The following is a 15,535-nucleotide window of genomic DNA, read 5'->3' on the forward strand; positions in this document are numbered from 1 at the left end:
AATTCAACACATACGTGCTCCGCTCAGGGTTGACCCGGATCTCCGCACCCCGCGCGCCAGGGAATTCAACACACTCATGCGATTCGCCGGGCCGCTGTAGCGCACGCACCGGGTGGCACCTAGACTGCGTGCCATCAATGCCTGTGGGCGCGGAGACATGCACTTGAAAGTGATGCTGGACGGATTGCGGTTCCCGGAAGGGCCGGCGGTGCTGCCGGACGGCGGCATCGCGTGCGTGGAAGTCGGCGGCGGAACGATCGTCGCGTGCGACGCCGCCGGCGGCCGCCGCGTGCTGGCCGAGACCGGCGCCGGTCCCAACGGCATGGCGCTCGGGCCCGGCGGCCTCTGCTACGTGTGCAACAACGGCGGACTGAATTGGGACCGCCGCGGCGACTGGCTGCTGCCGCATGGCACGCCCGCAGGCTACAGCGGCGGTTCGATCCAGACCGTCGACCTCGCCACCGGGCACGTCGAGACGCTCTACGACAGTTGCGACGGCGTGCGCCTCAAGGGGCCCAACGATCTCGTGTTCGACGCCCACGGCGGCTTCTGGTTCACCGACCATGGCAAGGGCCGGCCGCGCGAGCTCGACCGCAGCGCGATCTACTACGCCCGTGCCGACGGCAGCGCCATCCGCGAAGTCGTCTTTCCGGTCACGACGGCCAACGGCATCGGCCTGTCGCCCGATGGCCGCACGCTCTACGTGGCCGAGACCGAGACCGCCCGCCTGTGGGCCTGGAGCCTGAAGGGGCCCGGCGAGATCGATCCGCTGCCCTGGCCGGCCTCGCCGAACGGCGGACGACTCCTGCACGCCGCCTCCGAGTACATGCGCTTCGACTCGCTCGCGGTCGAGGCGAACGGCAACATCTGCATCGCCACGATCATCAAGGCGGGCATCACCGTGGTGTCGCCCACGGGTGAACTGGTCGAGCACGTGCCGATCGAGGGCGATCCGTACGTCACCAACATCTGCTTCGGCGGCGCCGGCCTGCGCACCGCCTACGTCACCCTTTCCGGAACGGGGCGGCTGGTCGCCCTCGACTGGCCACGCGCGGGACTCGAGCTCGCGCACTGAGTTTTCACCGCATTCCAAAAAGGAGACTCCATGACCCGCCTCACCTCCCTGGTCGCCGGCTGCGTCGGCCTTGCCTTCGCGCTCGGCGTCGTCGCGACGGCGCCTGCCTTCGCGCAAGCCAGCCCCTTCACCAAGCCCGTGCGGTTCATCATCCCGTATCCGCCCGGCGGTCCCACCGACCTGACCGGCCGCAGCTACGCCGACAAGCTGACGAAGTACCTCGGCCAGCCGGTGGTCGTGGAGAACAAGCCGGGCGCGCAGGGAGTCCCGGCCGTGCAGCAGTTGATGCAGCTGCCGGCCGACGGCCACACGATCTACTTCGGCACGCTGTCGACCCAGGTCGTTTCCCACGTGATCAACAGCTACCGCAAGCTGCCGGCGCCCTACGACGCGCGCAAGGACCTGGTGCCGGTGAATCTGTTGGGCGCTTCGCCGCTGGTGGTGGTGGCGAGCCTGAAGTCGGGCATCAACAGCTACAAGGAGCTCGCCGAGCGGCTGAAGGCAGAGCCCGGCAAGCTGAACTACGGCTCCGACGGCATGGCCAGCCTCACCCACCTGGGCGGCGAGATGCTCAACCAGACCTTCGGCACGCAGAGCGTGCACATTCCCTACAAGGGCACCGCAGAATTCAGCCAGGCCCTGATCGCGGGCGACAACGACTTCGCCGTGATGGGCATCGTCGGCGCCACCAATCTGCTGAAGCAGAACCGCATCAAGGTGCTCGCCGTCGCCGGGCCGAAGCGCAGCGGCCAGCTGCCCGGCGTTCCGACCACGGCCGAACTGGGGCATCCGGGCGTCGACCTCACCTCCTGGTTCGCCGCGTTCATGAAGGCAGGCACGCCGAAGCCCTTCGTCGACGCGATGGCGCAGGCGATCACCAGGGCTTCCACCGAACCCGACCTGATGGATCGGTTGAGCGCGACGGGCGTGGAATTGGGCGTCGCGACCACGCCGGAGAAGTTCTCCGCGCAGCTCGACGCGGAGTTCAAGCACTGGGCCGGGGTGGTCGAGAAAGCCGCGATCAAGTTCGACTGACCGTCCGCCTTTCAGCAGGAGCACACATGCAACCCGCTACCGAAATCAACGCTGCCACCGCGCGCGACGCCATCTTCTACGTGCCCGAGGGCGCCTTCGATCGCGGCCTGGCCAACGTGCCGCCGCACCTGTTCGCCGATGAGCAGGCCCGTGTCCTGGCGCCCGGCTGCCCCACGGGCCTGATCGCGATGGACCTTTCGGCGAAGCTCGGAACCGCCTTTGCTGCCACGACGCCGGCGATGCTGGCGCGCTACGTGGTGGTGCGCGCCGGCGAGAGCCTGGAGCATGCATTCGAGGCCACGGGCGAGATCTACTATGTGGCACGCGGCGAAGGCACCACCGCCGGGAGCGGAGCGACGCGCATCACATGGCGCGCCGGCGACGTCTTCGTGCTTCCAGGGGCGAGCCGCACTCGGCACGAAGCCGCGACCGACAGCCTGCTGGTGTGCTTCACCAACGAGCCCGAGCTCGCCTACGCGGGCGCGCGGGCCCCGGAGGCCGCGCGCAACACGGTGGTGAAAGCCGCCTGGTTCGACGGCCGCATCATCGACGAGAAACTGGGCCTGGTGCACCAGCGCACCGGCCCGCAGAAGACCGCCGGCAAGTCGGTGATCTTCGCCACCACACCGCTGGGCGGCATGCGCAGCATGCTGCCGTCGATGACCGCCGCGGTGAACACGCTGGAGCAGGACGGCAACCAGCGTCCCCATCGGCACAACGCCGCCGCCCTGACGCTGGCGATCGAGAGCGAGGGCATCTACTCGATGGTGGGCGACCAGAAGGTCGACTGGATCCCCTTCGGGCTGATGGTGACACCGCCGCAGGCCGGGCATTCGCACCACAACCGCGGCCCCCGCATGATGAAGTCCTTCGTCGTGCAGGACGGGGCGCTTTACTACCAGTTGCGCAACCCGGGCTTCGCCTGGACTGCCTGAAGGAGGAGAGAGGCATGAACCGCACGGCCGTTCCGAAGGCGAATAGCACCGCAGCCGCAGGCGAAGGTGCTCCAGTTCGCTTCCAGGTCAATCAATTGCACCCGCACTTCTTCGGCGAGGTGGTGGGACTGGACCTGCGCCAGCCGCTCGACACGGAGACCACCGCTGCGCTGACCGCGGCGATCGACCGCCACGGTGTGCTGGTGTTCCGCGACCAGCAGATCGACGACGAGCAGCAGCTGCGCTTCTCCAACATGTTCGGCGAGCCGCAGCGCTCGATCACCGTTCACCGGCAGGACATCGAGCGGCGCCTGCGCAAGGAGGAGCTCAGCGACATCTCCAACATCGACGAGCACGGATTCAAGCTGGGCATGGACCACCCGCGCCGCTTGTACCAGCTCACGACCAAGCTGTGGCACACCGACAACTCGTTTCGCAACCCGGCGGGCAAGTACACCTTCCTGTGCGCCAAGAAGCTGCCCGCCGAGGGCGGCAACACCGAGTTTGCCGACATGCGCGCGGCGTGGGACGCGCTGCCGGAAGAGCGCAGGGAGCAGCTGCGCAACCTGCAGGTCGAGCATTCGCTGGCCTACTCCCGCAGCCTGGTCCCCGGCTCGCCTCCGCTCGACGAGAACGAACGCCGCAGTCTGCCGCCCAGCGTGCACCCGCTGGTGCGCGTGCACCCCGGCTCCCGCCGCGAGGGGCTGTACCTCGCCTCGCACGCCGAGCGCATCGTCGGCATGCCGCATGCCGAAGGGCGCAAGCTGCTGGAGGCACTGACGGCCCATGCGACGCAGCCGCAGTTCGTCCACGCGCACGTGTGGAAGCCCGGCGACCTGGTGATGTGGGACAACCGCTGCACCATGCATCGCGCCATGCCCTTCGATGAGGAAAAGTACGTGCGGGAACTGCGCCGCACCACCGTCGCGGAAGACCGGCCTGCGCTGGCGGCGCAGGCGTGAGCCGGCGATGAGCGGCCTCACCACGGCGCAGCGCGCGGAGATCGAGGGTGCCTGCCGTCAACTGATGATGCGCTACGCCGCATCCTTGGATCTGAACGACATCGACGGCCTGGTGGACGTATTCGCTCCTGAACTGGTCTGGGAACGCCCGGGAATGGCGCCGATGCGCAGCCACGCCGAGATACGGACATTCTTCAGCCACTTGTGGGCACAGCGGCACGCGCAGAACCGCCACTGGTTCGACGTGCACATGCTCACCACCTGCTCGATCGAGGTGGAGAGCGACGAGCGCGCCCGCGGGTCCACCTGGTGCGTGATGTACAGCGCGCCCGACGCCGACGGCCAGCGTCCGGCGGTGATGCCGGAGCGGCCGGAACTGATCGTGCTGTATCGCGACGTCTTCGGCCCTGCGGCCGGGGGCTGGCGCATCCTCGAGCACCGCGCGACCCACCTGTTCCGCTCGCCGACTACAAGCCGCCCGAGATCCCCGCATCCCTGCGCAAGGAGCAACCGTGATCCTCCGCTTCCTGCCGGCCCTGCTGCTGCTGTTGGCTGGAGCCGCCGGTGCCCAGGAATTTCCCACCGGCACGGTGAAGATCGTCAGCCCGTACACCGCCGGCGGTTCCAACGATGCGGTGGCCAGGCTGCTTGCCGCCAAGCTCGCACAACGCTGGGGCAAGCCGGTGATCGTGGAGAACAAGCCGGGCGCAAATGCCATCACCGGGTCCGACTACGTGGCGAAGGCGAGGCCGGATGGCCGCACGTTGCTGGCCGTCCCGGCCGCGCACGTGACCAATCCGTTCCTGCAGCCGAAGATGCCGTTCAGCCCACTGGCCGACCTGACTGCAGTGAGCATCGTCGGCACCATTCCCTTCATGCTCGTGGTGAACCCGCAGGTGCCCGCGCGCACGCTGCAGGAACTGGTGGCGCAGGCCAGGACCGAGCCTGGCAAACTGAGCTTCGCCTCCAACGGGGAGGGCTCTGGCGCGCGCCTCGCGGGCGAGCTGTTCGCGCAGACTGCCGGCATTCGGATGCTGCACGTGCCTTATCGCGGCAGCAGCGCGGCCCTGCCGGACGTGCTGTCGGGACAGGTGTCGATGATCTTCGACGCCATCCAGCCGCTGGCGCCGCATCTGCGCACCGGCAAGCTGCGGGCGCTCGCGGTCAGCAGCACGAAGCGCTGGCCGACCGAAGCGGACGTGCCGACGGCGGTGGAGTCGGGTCAGCCCGCCTTCGTCGCCGAGACGTGGATCGCGCTGGTCACCACGGCCGGCACGCCGGCGCCAGTGACCGAGAAGATCGCGCGCGACGTGGCGGCGGTGCTGGAAATGCCGGACGTCCGCGAGAAGCTGAACGGCTTCGGCATCGCGCCGGTCGGCGGCACGCCGGCGAGCGCAAACCGTTTCATCGCCGACGAGTCCGCGAAGTGGGGCAAGGTCATCCAGTCGGCGAACATCAGGATCAACTAGGAGACAGCATGCACAACTGGGGCATCCCCGAACGCGGTGACGCCGCGGCCGACGCGGCGATCCGCGAAGTCGTCATCGGCTACTGCCGGTGCGTCGATACCTTCGACGACGATGTGCTGCTGGAGCTGTTCGCGCAGCAAGGCGAGTGGCACCGGCCCGGACAGGCGCCATTGAAAGGGCGAGCAGAAATCGCCGGCTTCCTGCGCGGCCGGGACCGGACGGTGACCATGCGCCATATCGCCAGCAACATCATCGTCGACGTGCAGGGTGCGGATCGGGCTCGGGCGATCAGCTACTGGACCGTGCTCAAGGCGGTAGCCGGCGCCCCGGAGGGCCAGGCCCTGCTGCCGTTCGCGATGGGCGAGTACCACGACGACTTCCTCCTGGAGCAAGGGCGCTGGCGCATTGCGCGCCGAGAGACGAAGTACGTGTTCCGTTGAGGTCTCGTCAAGCGGGGAAGTGCGCGGCGATCGTCTCGCGCATGGTCCCCACCAGCTCCGGACGCCGCTTCTTCAGCACCTCGCTGATGCCGGCCAGGCCCATCACCAGCGCCTGGCCTCCGTCCGTGACGGGCAGCGGCATCGCCAGCACCGCGCCGCCGGGCGTGACCAGGTCGGTGGTAAAGGCGTAGCCCAGCCGCCGCACTTCCGCCAGCGTCGGCAGCAGTGCCTCGGTGTCGATCGCCGCCGTCTTGCCGCTGCGCGTCTCGGCGTTGATGCGGTGCACGATCTTCTTCACTTCGGTGTCGGGCAAGATGGCAAGCAGTGCGTAGCCGGTGCCGGAAGCGGCGAGCGGCCGCAGCGCGCCGCGCGTGACCTGCAGCCGCGCCATGCTGGTGGCCTGCACCACGTGGATGTATTGCGCCCAGATGCCGTTGCGCAGCGCCAGCACCACCGCATCGCCGGTCTTCTGCTGCAGTTCTTCCATGCACTGCAGCGCCGAGCCACCCATGAACAGGGGATGGTTCACCCAGTTTCCGAGCAGCGCCACGCGGCAGCCCGGGATGTAGGTGCGGGCCGTGCGGTCGAAGTACAGGTAGCCCATCGCCACCAGGCTGCGCAACAGCGCCGAGGTGCTCGATTGCGGCAGCTTGAGCATCTCTGCGATCTCGACGACGTTGGCCGGCCGCTGGACCTCGTCGAAGTATTCGAGGATCTGCAGCACGCGCCCGGCGGACTTGACCACCCCTTCGGGCAGCTCCGGCCTCGCTCCAACAACGTGCTTCTTCTCGGGAACCCACTTCTTGCGCATGGCGGCGATGTTACCCACAGCGCCGCCGGACAACTCTCCACGGATGTGCGGATTACGCCCGGCGTCGCGTGCGCGCTTGTGGCGGGCAGGCGCGTTCTCTAGCATGGGCGCATGCCTCTGAATGCCGAAGCCATCCTCGCCCACCCGTTCGAAACCCGCGAACAGGTGATCACCGACAAGGACGCGATGCTGTTCGCGTTGTCGATCGGCATGGGCCGCGATCCCATGGACACCGAGGAACTGCGCTACGTCTACGAGGAGAGCCTGAAGGTCTTCCCGACCTTGCCCATCGTGCTGGGACATCCGGGCCCCTGGATGGCCGACCCGAAGCTCGGCATCAATCGACAGATGCTGGTGCACGGCACGCAGCACCTGGAACTGCTGGGCGAACTGCGCCCGGATGTGCCGTTCACGGCTTCCAACCGCATACTGGAGCTGGTGGACAAGGGCGCCGACAGCGGCGGCATCATCATCATGGAGCGCACGCTGCACGACAAGGCCACCGGCGAGCCGATCGCGCGCATCGAGTCCGGCACCTTCTGCCGCGCCGACGGCGGCTTCGGCGGCCAGCCGCAGCTCTCGCGCGATTTCCGCGCCGTGCCGGAACGCGCCGCCGACGCAGGCATCGAGATGCAGACCGAGCCCAACCAGGCTTTGTGGTATCGGCTCAACGGCGACCGCAACCCGCTGCACGCGAGCCCCGCCTTCGCCGCGAAAGCCGGCTTTCCGCGGCCGATCCTGCACGGCCTGTGTACTTACTCGGTGGCGGCGCACGGCTTGATGAAGCTCAACCCGGGCAAGTCGCTGCGCATGATCGAGTGCCGTTTCTCCAGGCCCGTGTATCCCGGCGAGACGGTCCGTCTCGAGGTGTGGAACGAGCCGGGTGGGGTGGCCTTCCGCGCGCGGGTCGACCAGCGCGAGGTGGTGGTGCTGGACCGCGGGTTCGCGCAGTTCGCCTGAGCTATTTCATTTCTTGGGACGCAAGGCGTCCCATTGCTCCTGCGACCAGCCGAACAGGTCCTCGATGCCGTTGGTGCGCAGGCCCTTGCCGCCGTCGATGGCGATGACCTCGCCACTGATGTAGGAGGCGAGGTCCGACATCAGGAAGGCATAGAGGTCGGCGAGTTCCTTGTGTTCGCCCACGCGGCCCAGCGGAATGTCCTTCGCAGGGTCCCCGGTGCGGCCGGTCTGCAGTTTCGCCGCCGCGCCTGGCGTGGGGAAGTTGCCCGGTGCCACGCCGACAGTGCGGATGCCGTGGCGGCCCCATTCCACCGCGAGGCTGCGCAGCAGCGTGACGAGGCCGCCCTTGGCGACCGTCAGCGGCACCATGAAGGGACGGCCGTCCTCGAACCCCGAGGCCAGCGTGTACATCAGCACGCCGCGATGCCCGCCGGCGATCCAGCGCCGGCCCGCCTCCAGCGTCGTGTAGATCGCGCCGTTGAGCGACACGCGCAGCACGGCCTCGACGGCGCGTGCCGACAGCGCCTCGGTCTTCGACAGCATGGTGCCGGCGGCGTTGTTCACGAGCACGTCGAGCGGGCCGTCGGCCCACACCTGCTCGATCATCTGCGCGACCTGTTCCGCTTCGCGGATGTCGCAGGCGATCGCGCGCGTCTTCTTCTTTCCGAGGGCGTCGAATTCTTCGGCCGCCTGCTGCAGCACTTCCTGGCGGCGCCCGCAGATGATGAGCTCGGCACCGAGCTCGACCGCACGGCGGCCGATCGACTTGCCGAGGCCTGTGCCGCCGCCGGTGATGAGCACCCGCTTGCCCGCCAACATCTCTTCGCTGAACATCGTTGTCTCCTTGGGGAATGGCCGTCAGCAGCCGCGGTATTGCGGCTTGCGCTTTTCGGCGAAAGCGGTGCGCGCCTCGCTGTAGTCGTGCGTCATCGCCAGCATCGGCTGAAGGCGCATCTCCTCGGCGAACGCGTCCTCCAAGGTCGCGCAGCCGCCGCTGCCCAAGGACTTGATGGCGGCGAACGCGAGCGGCGCGATGGACGCCATCTGCTGCGCCTCCGTGCACGCGCGCGACAGCAAGTCGGTGGCGGGGACGACGTGGTCGACGAGGCCGATCTCGCGCGCCTCGGGGGCCTCGACGCTGCGCGCGCTGAGCAGCAACTGCTGCGCGCGCGCCGCGCCCACCCGGCGGGGCAATGTGTAGAGGATGCCGGCGTCCGGCAGCAGGCCGACCCGGCCGAAGGCAGCGCAGAACTGCGCGGACTCCGAGGCGACCACCACGTCGCACGCGACCGCGAGCGACATCCCGGCGCCGAAGGTCTTGCCTTCCACCGCCGCGATCATCGGTTTGGGCGAGGACATGACCAGGCGGACCATTTCCTGCAGCCGGCCCAGCTTGTGGCGCATCGTGCGGGCCAGCGCCTCCGGCGCGGGGCGCGCGCCCTTGATGTCACCGCCGGAGCTGAAGTTGCCGCCCGCGCCGGTGAGCACGATGGCACTGCATTCGTCGTCCAGGAAGCGCCGCTGCAGCGCAACGATCAGCGCCTCGCGCATCTCCACGGAGATCGCATTCATCTTCTCCGGAGCGTCCAGCGTGAGGATCGCGACACGGCCTTCGAGTCGGTCGGCAACGAGTTCGTTCATGCGATTCATTGTAGGAATCCGTGCCCGCGCGCGTTCACGCGCGCACAAGACGGCATGTATGTGATGAATAGCCGCGCGGCTTGGGACGTGCGCAGGCGAGTGGTCTAATTTCGCTCGCCATGGACCTGAATTTCAGCCCCGAACACCAAGCCTTCCGCGCCGAGGTGAAGAGCTTCCTGACGCAGGCGCTGCCCGACGACATCCGGCAGCGCACACTGCGCGGCGAAAAGCTGTCGAAGGACGATCACATCCGCTGGCAGCGCATCCTGGCCGCCAAGGGCTGGCTGGGGCATTGCTGGAAGAAGGAATACGGCGGCACCGGCTGGGGGCCGATCGAGCGCTTCATCTGGGACGAGGAGGTGCATCTCGCCGGCGCGCCCCGTCGCAACATCCCGGCGATCGACCTGCTCGGGCCGCTGATCATCGAGTACGGCACCGAGGAACAGAAGCAGCGCTTCCTGCCGCCGATCCTGCGCAGCGAGCACTGGTGGTGCCAGGGCTTCTCGGAGCCGCAGGCGGGCTCGGACCTCGCGGCGCTGAAGATGCGCGCGGTGCGCGACGGCGACCACTACGTCGTCAACGGCACCAAGATGTGGACCAGCTATGCCCAGGAATCGAACTGGATCTTCTGCCTGGTGCGCACCTCGCAGGAGCAGAAGAAGCAGGCCGGCATCTCCTACCTGCTGATCCCGATGGACCAGCCCGGCGTGACGGTGTCGCCGATCATCACCGTGGGCGGCGTGCACGCCGTCAACCAGGTGACGATCGAGGACGTCCACGTGCCCGTGGAGAACCGCCTCGGGCCGGAAGGCGAGGCCTGGAGCATGACCCAGTTCCTGCTGAGCTACGAGCGCATCGTCGGCGCCGGCCTCGGCGCCTCCACCCGCTACCTCGCCGAGGCGCGCGCTTTCGCCCGGCGCACGGTGCGCGACGGCGTGCCGCTGGCGCGCACGCCGCGCTTGCGCGAGAAGCTCGCCGCACTCGAGGCCGACCTGATGGCCCTGAAGTACACCGCCTACCGCGTGCTCGCGGACGAAGTCGCCGGCAAGGCGGAAGCCTCGGTGGTCTCGGTGGTGAAGCTGCGCGGCGCGCAGCTGCAGCAGGCCATCACCGAACTGATGTCCGAGGAGGGCGGGCAGCTCTCCTGGCCCGACGTGCTGACGCTGCCCGAAGGAGAGCCGGTGGTGCCGGTGGACGACGAGTACCACGCGCAGCAGGCCTTCGACCGCCGCAAGCTCACGATCTACGGCGGCAGCGCCGAGATCCAGAAGAACATCATCGCGCGCCGCATCCTGCGCATCTAGGCCGACAGTGGATTTCGACTACTCCTCCGATCAGCAGATGCTGCGCGACTCCGCGCAGCGCTACCTCCAGCAGGAATACAGCTACCTGCAGCGCGAGAAGATCCTGCGCGACGGCGGCTTCAGCCGCACGGCGTGGCAGGACTTCGCCGGCTTCGGCTGGCTGGGCGCCGCGTTGCCGGAAGACGCCGGCGGCTTCGGCGGCGGCCCGGTGGAAGCGGGCATCCTGATGGAAGCCTTCGGCCGGCACGCCGTGCTGGAGCCCTTCCTGTCCACGGTGATCGTCGGCGGGCTGCTGCTGCAGCAGGGTCTGCACGGCACGCGGCGCAGCGAGCTGCTGGAGCGGATGATCGGCGGCGAGCTGCAGCTCGCACTGGCGGCGCTCGAGAACGACGTCGGCCAGGACTTCGCGCGCATCGAGACGCAGGCAAAGGCGACGGCCAAGGGCTGGACGCTGCGCGGCCGCAAGGCGGTGGTGGCCAACGGCGGCATTGCCGACAAGTTCTTCGTATCCGCACGCACGCCGGAAGGGCTGAGCCTGTTCCTGGTCGACCGCACCGCGCCGGGCATGAAGGTCCGCAGCTACCGCAGCAACGACGGGCAGACGGCGGCGGAGCTCACGCTGGACGGCGTCGACGTTGCGCGCGAGGACCTCGTCGGCCCGGCCGGCGGCGCGGCCGACCTGCTCACGCTGGCGGTGGACCATGCGAGTGCCGCGATCTGCGCCGAGGTGGTGGGCTCGTCGGCCTACCTGGTCGAGACCACGTGCGAGTACCTGAAGACGCGCGAGCAGTACGGTGCGCCGCTCGCCAAGTTCCAGGTGCTGCAGCACAAGCTGGCCGACATGTATGTGCAGGTGGAGCTGGCCCGCTCGATGGCGCACGTGGCCGCTGCCGCACTGGCCAAGCCCGCGCCCGAGCGCATGCGGGAAGTCTCCGCCGCGCGAGTCCAGGCGATCAAGTGCGCGCGGCTGGCCGGGCGCGAAGCGGTCCAGATGCACGGCGGCATGGGGATGAGCGAGGAGCTCGACGTCAGCGCGCATTTCAAGCGGCTGACCCTGACCACCCTGCAGTTCGGGGACGAGGCGTTTCACCTCGCGCGGATGGCCGCGTTGTCGGAGTGAGAGCCCAGGTGCGCTGACGCAATCCAGCCTGCCGTCCGGCGGCGTTCAGCGTTCCGCGTGCGCCTTGGCGATGTGGCGCGCCAGCGCCGGCAGCTTCGGGCTGCGCCGCAGGCGCGTCACGAAACTGCTTTCCGGCGTCCACGATGCGAGCCCCTGCGCGGGCGGCTGCTCGCCCCAGAACTCTCGCCAGCTGTCGAACGGGGCATGGAAGGGCGCCTGCGCAGCGTCGGCGCCGGGCCAGCGGTCCTTCAGCGGCCCCACCGGCGGATCGTCGAGCGCCGTGCCGTAGAGGCGGTTCTGCACTCGAGCGCGGAAGTACCAGTGGCCTTCGATGCGTTCGTAGCGGTCGTGATAGAGGTTCTGCACGATGACCCACTTCAGCCCGCCCGTCGTCTCTACCTCGTGCTCGCAACGGCAGGTCACCAGTCCCTGCGCATGGTCCGCGTCCTCGAAGTCGATCACGTGGTTCTGCACCTGATGCGAGGTGGTGGTGAAGCCGCGCAGCACGCGGTCGAACACCTCCTTCAGCGCGGCGCGCCCCTGTGCCTGCGGTCCCACCTTCACTTCGGGCACGTAGAGCGAGACCACGGCGTCGAGGTCGCGCACGTCGATGGCCAGCGCGTACTTGCTGGCGAGCTGCCGGATCGCGTCGAGCGATTCGAGCCGGTCGATCCGGGCGGGCAGGTCGGCGGGAAGGTAGGTCATCCAGGCATTGTGTCCGCGGCGGCCGCGGGCATTTCGACAAGCATGTGATGAGTTGGTTGAGCCTGGGCACCCGCCGGGAAAATCGCGGTCGCGACTGTTAGCCTCGACGGCGTCATGACCGATCCCGTTTCCCCCGATCCATTGGCGAGCCTCGACACGCTGCTCGCACCGCGCTCCATTGCCATCGTCGGCGCTTCCAACGACTGGCGCCGCTTCGGCGGGCGCCCGCTGCACTACATGCGCGAGTTCGGCTATCGCGGCGCGCTCTATCCGGTCAACCCCGGCCGCGCCGAAGTGCAGGGCATGAAGGCCTATCCCGACATCAAGGCGATCGGCGCACCGGTCGATTGCGCGCTGCTGTCGATCACCGCGGAGGACACGCTGCAGTCGATCCGCGACTGCGCCGAGGCCGGCGTTCGCTCCGCCGTGATCTTCGGCGCCGGCTTCGCCGAAGTCGGTGACGAAGGCGCGGCGCGCCAGCAGGAGGTGATGACGGTCGCGCGTGCCCACGGGATGCGCGTCCTCGGGCCGAACTGCATGGGCCTGGTGAATGCCCGCGCCGGCGTCTATTCGACCTTTGCCTCGGCCTATGAGGAAGGCCTGCCGCCCGCCGGCGGTGTCGGCGTGGCCACGCAGAGCGGCGGGTATGGCGGCTACCTGCTGAAGCACTGCTTCATGCGCGGCCTGGGCGTCTCGCACTTCGTCGCCACCGGCAACGAAGCCGACGTGGACGTCGGCGAGGTGCTGGCCTGGATGGCGCAGCAGGACGAGGTGCAGGTGCTGCTCGGCTACCTCGAAGGCGTGCGCTCGGCGCCCAATCTGGTACGCGCGCTCGAGACGGCGCGCCGCAACCGCAAGCCGGTGGTGATGATGAAGGTCGGCCGCACGCCGGAAGGCCGCGTCGCCGCCGCCTCGCACACCGCGTCGCTCACCGGCGAAGACGCCGTCTACGACGCCCTGTTCCGCGAATACGGCGTCTGGCGCGCCCGCACCACCGACGAACTGCTCGACGTGGCCTACGCAGTCAGCCGGGGCAAGCGTCCGAAAGGTCCCCGCACCGCCCTCATCAGCATCTCGGGCGGGGTCGGCGTGCAGATGGCCGACTTCATCTCCGATGCCGGACTTGAACTCGGCAAGGTGCCCGAGGCGACCAAGGCGCAGCTGCGCGAGATCGTTCCCTACTGCTCGCCGAGCAACCCGATCGACATGACGGGCCTGGTCACCGCCAACCACGAGCTGCTGGGCCTGGCGCTGGAGCGGGTGCTGGAGGGAGACGCGTTCGACGCCATCATCCTGTTCCTGGGCATCGTCGGCATGGCGCCGACGATGGCCGTCCCGCTCACGCGCATCCTCAGCGAGGTCTGCGCGCACCATCCCGACCGGCTGCTGATGCTGTCGGTCACCACGCCGCCAGACCTGCGCGCGACCTACGACCAGGCTGGCTTCCTGGTGTATGAAGACCCGTCGCGCGCGGTCTCGGCGCTGGCGGCGCTGCATCACTTCGAGCAGCTCTTTCGCCGGCCGCTCCCCAGCGTGCGGCAGCCGCCCGCCTTCCCGGCGGGTCTCGTGCCGGCCGGGGCCAGCTCGTTCAACGAGGTGGAGGCCAAGGGCATCCTCGCGGCCTGCGGCATCCGCACGCCAAAGGAAACCGTCACTCGAGCGCCCGACACCGCCGCCGCGGCGGCGCGCGAGATCGGCTTTCCCGTGGCGGTGAAGGTGGTATCGGCCGACATCCCGCACAAGACGGAGTACGGCGGCGTGGCGCTCGGCCTGGGGGACGGCGAGGCGGTGGCCGCCGCGGTGCGCCGCATGGACGAGCGCATCCGGCGCGAGCTGCCGGACGCCCGCATCGACGGCTATCTCGTCTCCGAGATGGTCAAAGGCGGCACCGAATGCATTCTCGGCGTCGCGCGCGACGCCACCTTCGGCCCGGTGGTCACCTTCGGCCTGGGCGGCGTCACCGTCGAACTGCTGCGCGACGTCGTGTCGCGGCTCGCGCCGGTGAGCGAGGAAGAGGCCCGTGAAATGGTGAGCGAACTGCGCACCTCGCCGCTGCTGTTCGGCTGGCGCGGCGCGCCCGCCGGCGACACCGATGCGCTGGCGCGCGCCATCTCGGCGCTGTCGCATCTGGCGGTGGCCGAACAGGGCCGCATCGCCGAGATCGAGGTCAATCCGCTCGTGGTGTTGCCGCAAGGGCAGGGCGTGGTCGCCCTCGACGCCGTGATCCATCCCGTGAAGAAGGAGTTTGTGCAATGAGCGACACACCCGTGCTCACCTGGGAGCGCGAGGGGCCCGTCGTGGTCCTCGCCCTCAACCGCCCCGAGACGCGCAACATGATCAGCGTGGAGCTGACCGACGCGATCGTCCAGGCCTGCGGGAGGATCCAGGCCGATGTCTCCATCAAGTGCGCCATCCTCACGGCCAACGGCGACGTGTTCTGCGCCGGGGGCAACCTCAAGGCGATGCACAACCGCGAGCATCACTTCGCGGGCAACCCTGCCGAGAACCGTGCCTACTACGACACCGGCGTGCAGCGGCTGGCGCGCTCCTTCTTCGCGCTGGATGTGCCGGTGGTGGCCGCCGTCAATGGGCCGGCGGTGGGCGCGGGCCTCGACCTGGCCCTGCTGTGCGACGTGCGCATCTGCTCCGACACCGCGCTGTTCGCGGAGAGCTTCGTGCGGCTCGGACTGGTGTCCGCGGCCGGTGGCGCCTGGCTGCTGCAGCGCCTCGTCGGCCCCGCGGTGGCTGCCGAGCTGACCTTGACCGGCGAAGACTTCGATGCGCAGCGCGCCCTCGCGCTGGGCATCGTGTCGCAGGTGCTGCCGCCGGCAGAGGTGCTGCCGAGGGCGCGCGAGATCGCGAAGCGGATCGCACGCCACCCGTCGCACGCGCTGCGCATGAACAAACGGCTGCTGCGCGATTCACTGGGCGGCTCGCTCGAATCCTCGCTGTCCCTCGCGTCCAGCATGCAGGGCCTGGCCCAGCACACCGAGGACCACCGCGAAGCCGTGGCCGCCGCGCTGGAAAAGCGCAAGCCGAACTACACCGACAAGTGACCACAAGTGACCGAACGAGAGG

General features: G+C 68.8%; 15 protein-coding genes and 1 pseudogene. 12 read left to right on the forward strand and 4 right to left on the reverse strand.

Going from position 1 to position 15,535, the window contains the following annotated elements:
• The first annotated feature begins 157 nt into the window (after nt 1–157).
• From Q392_RS12280 to Q392_RS12310, 7 genes and pseudogenes are all read left to right on the forward strand, one after another.
• Nucleotides 158–1,075: an SMP-30/gluconolactonase/LRE family protein gene (locus Q392_RS12280; RefSeq protein ID WP_038207270.1), complete on the forward strand. Its 918-nt coding sequence runs from the start codon at nt 158–160 to the stop codon at nt 1,073–1,075.
• 30 nt (nt 1,076–1,105) lie between these two features.
• Nucleotides 1,106–2,110 carry a Bug family tripartite tricarboxylate transporter substrate binding protein gene (locus Q392_RS12285; protein ID WP_051953355.1) on the forward strand — a complete coding sequence of 335 codons (1,005 nt, stop codon included), beginning with the start codon at nt 1,106–1,108 and terminating at the stop codon, nt 2,108–2,110.
• 26 nt (nt 2,111–2,136) lie between these two features.
• Nucleotides 2,137–3,045, forward strand: coding sequence for a cupin domain-containing protein (locus Q392_RS33405; RefSeq protein WP_038207273.1), 909 nt, complete (start codon nt 2,137–2,139; stop codon nt 3,043–3,045).
• 14 nt (nt 3,046–3,059) lie between these two features.
• Nucleotides 3,060–4,007, forward strand: coding sequence for a TauD/TfdA dioxygenase family protein (locus Q392_RS33410; protein WP_084217026.1), 948 nt, complete (start codon nt 3,060–3,062; stop codon nt 4,005–4,007).
• Nucleotides 4,008–4,074: 67 nt separating this feature from the next.
• Nucleotides 4,075–4,383 (forward strand): annotated as a pseudogene (locus Q392_RS34190) (nuclear transport factor 2 family protein); the annotation flags it as partial.
• Nucleotides 4,384–4,519: 136 nt separating this feature from the next.
• A complete protein-coding gene (locus tag Q392_RS12305) occupies nt 4,520–5,476 on the forward strand; it encodes a tripartite tricarboxylate transporter substrate binding protein (RefSeq protein ID WP_051953357.1) in 957 nt (318 codons plus the stop codon).
• Nucleotides 5,477–5,484: 8 nt separating this feature from the next.
• On the forward strand, nt 5,485–5,916 hold the full coding sequence (locus Q392_RS12310; protein ID WP_038207285.1) for a nuclear transport factor 2 family protein: 432 nt from the start codon (nt 5,485–5,487) through the stop codon (nt 5,914–5,916).
• A 7-nt stretch (nt 5,917–5,923) separates the two neighbouring features.
• Here Q392_RS12310 and Q392_RS12315 read toward each other — a convergent pair whose 3' ends face one another.
• Nucleotides 5,924–6,727, reverse strand: a complete 804-nt coding sequence (locus Q392_RS12315; RefSeq protein WP_169748306.1) for an IclR family transcriptional regulator — start codon at nt 6,725–6,727, stop codon at nt 5,924–5,926.
• 111 nt (nt 6,728–6,838) lie between these two features.
• Between Q392_RS12315 and Q392_RS12320 the strand changes: the two genes are divergently transcribed.
• Entirely contained in the window at nt 6,839–7,687 is an 849-nt protein-coding gene (locus Q392_RS12320) for a MaoC/PaaZ C-terminal domain-containing protein (RefSeq protein WP_038207291.1), read from the forward strand.
• Nucleotides 7,688–7,693: 6 nt separating this feature from the next.
• Here Q392_RS12320 and Q392_RS12325 read toward each other — a convergent pair whose 3' ends face one another.
• Both Q392_RS12325 and Q392_RS12330 read right to left on the reverse strand, forming a co-directional pair.
• On the reverse strand, nt 7,694–8,521 hold the full coding sequence (locus Q392_RS12325; protein ID WP_038207294.1) for an SDR family oxidoreductase: 828 nt from the start codon (nt 8,519–8,521) through the stop codon (nt 7,694–7,696).
• A gap of 24 nt (nt 8,522–8,545) precedes the next feature.
• Nucleotides 8,546–9,328: an enoyl-CoA hydratase/isomerase family protein gene (locus Q392_RS12330; RefSeq protein ID WP_051953358.1), complete on the reverse strand. Its 783-nt coding sequence runs from the start codon at nt 9,326–9,328 to the stop codon at nt 8,546–8,548.
• Nucleotides 9,329–9,447: 119 nt separating this feature from the next.
• Between Q392_RS12330 and Q392_RS12335 the strand changes: the two genes are divergently transcribed.
• Entirely contained in the window at nt 9,448–10,632 is a 1,185-nt protein-coding gene (locus tag Q392_RS12335; protein ID WP_038207300.1) for an acyl-CoA dehydrogenase family protein, read from the forward strand.
• A 37-nt stretch (nt 10,633–10,669) separates the two neighbouring features.
• Nucleotides 10,670–11,752, forward strand: a complete 1,083-nt coding sequence (locus Q392_RS12340) for an acyl-CoA dehydrogenase family protein (protein WP_211260234.1) — start codon at nt 10,670–10,672, stop codon at nt 11,750–11,752.
• A gap of 45 nt (nt 11,753–11,797) precedes the next feature.
• Here Q392_RS12340 and Q392_RS12345 read toward each other — a convergent pair whose 3' ends face one another.
• Entirely contained in the window at nt 11,798–12,457 is a 660-nt protein-coding gene (locus Q392_RS12345) for a nuclear transport factor 2 family protein (protein WP_051953360.1), read from the reverse strand.
• 114 nt (nt 12,458–12,571) lie between these two features.
• On the opposite strand from Q392_RS12345, the gene Q392_RS12350 reads away from it, so the two are divergent.
• Together Q392_RS12350 and Q392_RS12355 are read left to right on the forward strand one after the other, a co-directional pair.
• Nucleotides 12,572–14,713, forward strand: a complete 2,142-nt coding sequence (locus tag Q392_RS12350; RefSeq protein ID WP_084217029.1) for an acetate--CoA ligase family protein — start codon at nt 12,572–12,574, stop codon at nt 14,711–14,713.
• The gene (locus tag Q392_RS12355) at nt 14,710–15,513 is read left to right on the forward strand and encodes an enoyl-CoA hydratase-related protein (protein ID WP_038207310.1); all 804 of its coding nucleotides are present in this window, start codon (nt 14,710–14,712) and stop codon (nt 15,511–15,513) included. Before Q392_RS12350 ends, Q392_RS12355 begins: the two co-directional genes overlap by 4 nt.
• The last annotated feature ends 22 nt before the right edge of the window (nt 15,514–15,535 follow it).

The sequence above is a fragment of the Xenophilus azovorans DSM 13620 genome (genome assembly GCF_000745855.1).
GTDB classification, from domain to species: Bacteria; Pseudomonadota; Gammaproteobacteria; order Burkholderiales; family Burkholderiaceae_C; genus Xenophilus; species Xenophilus azovorans.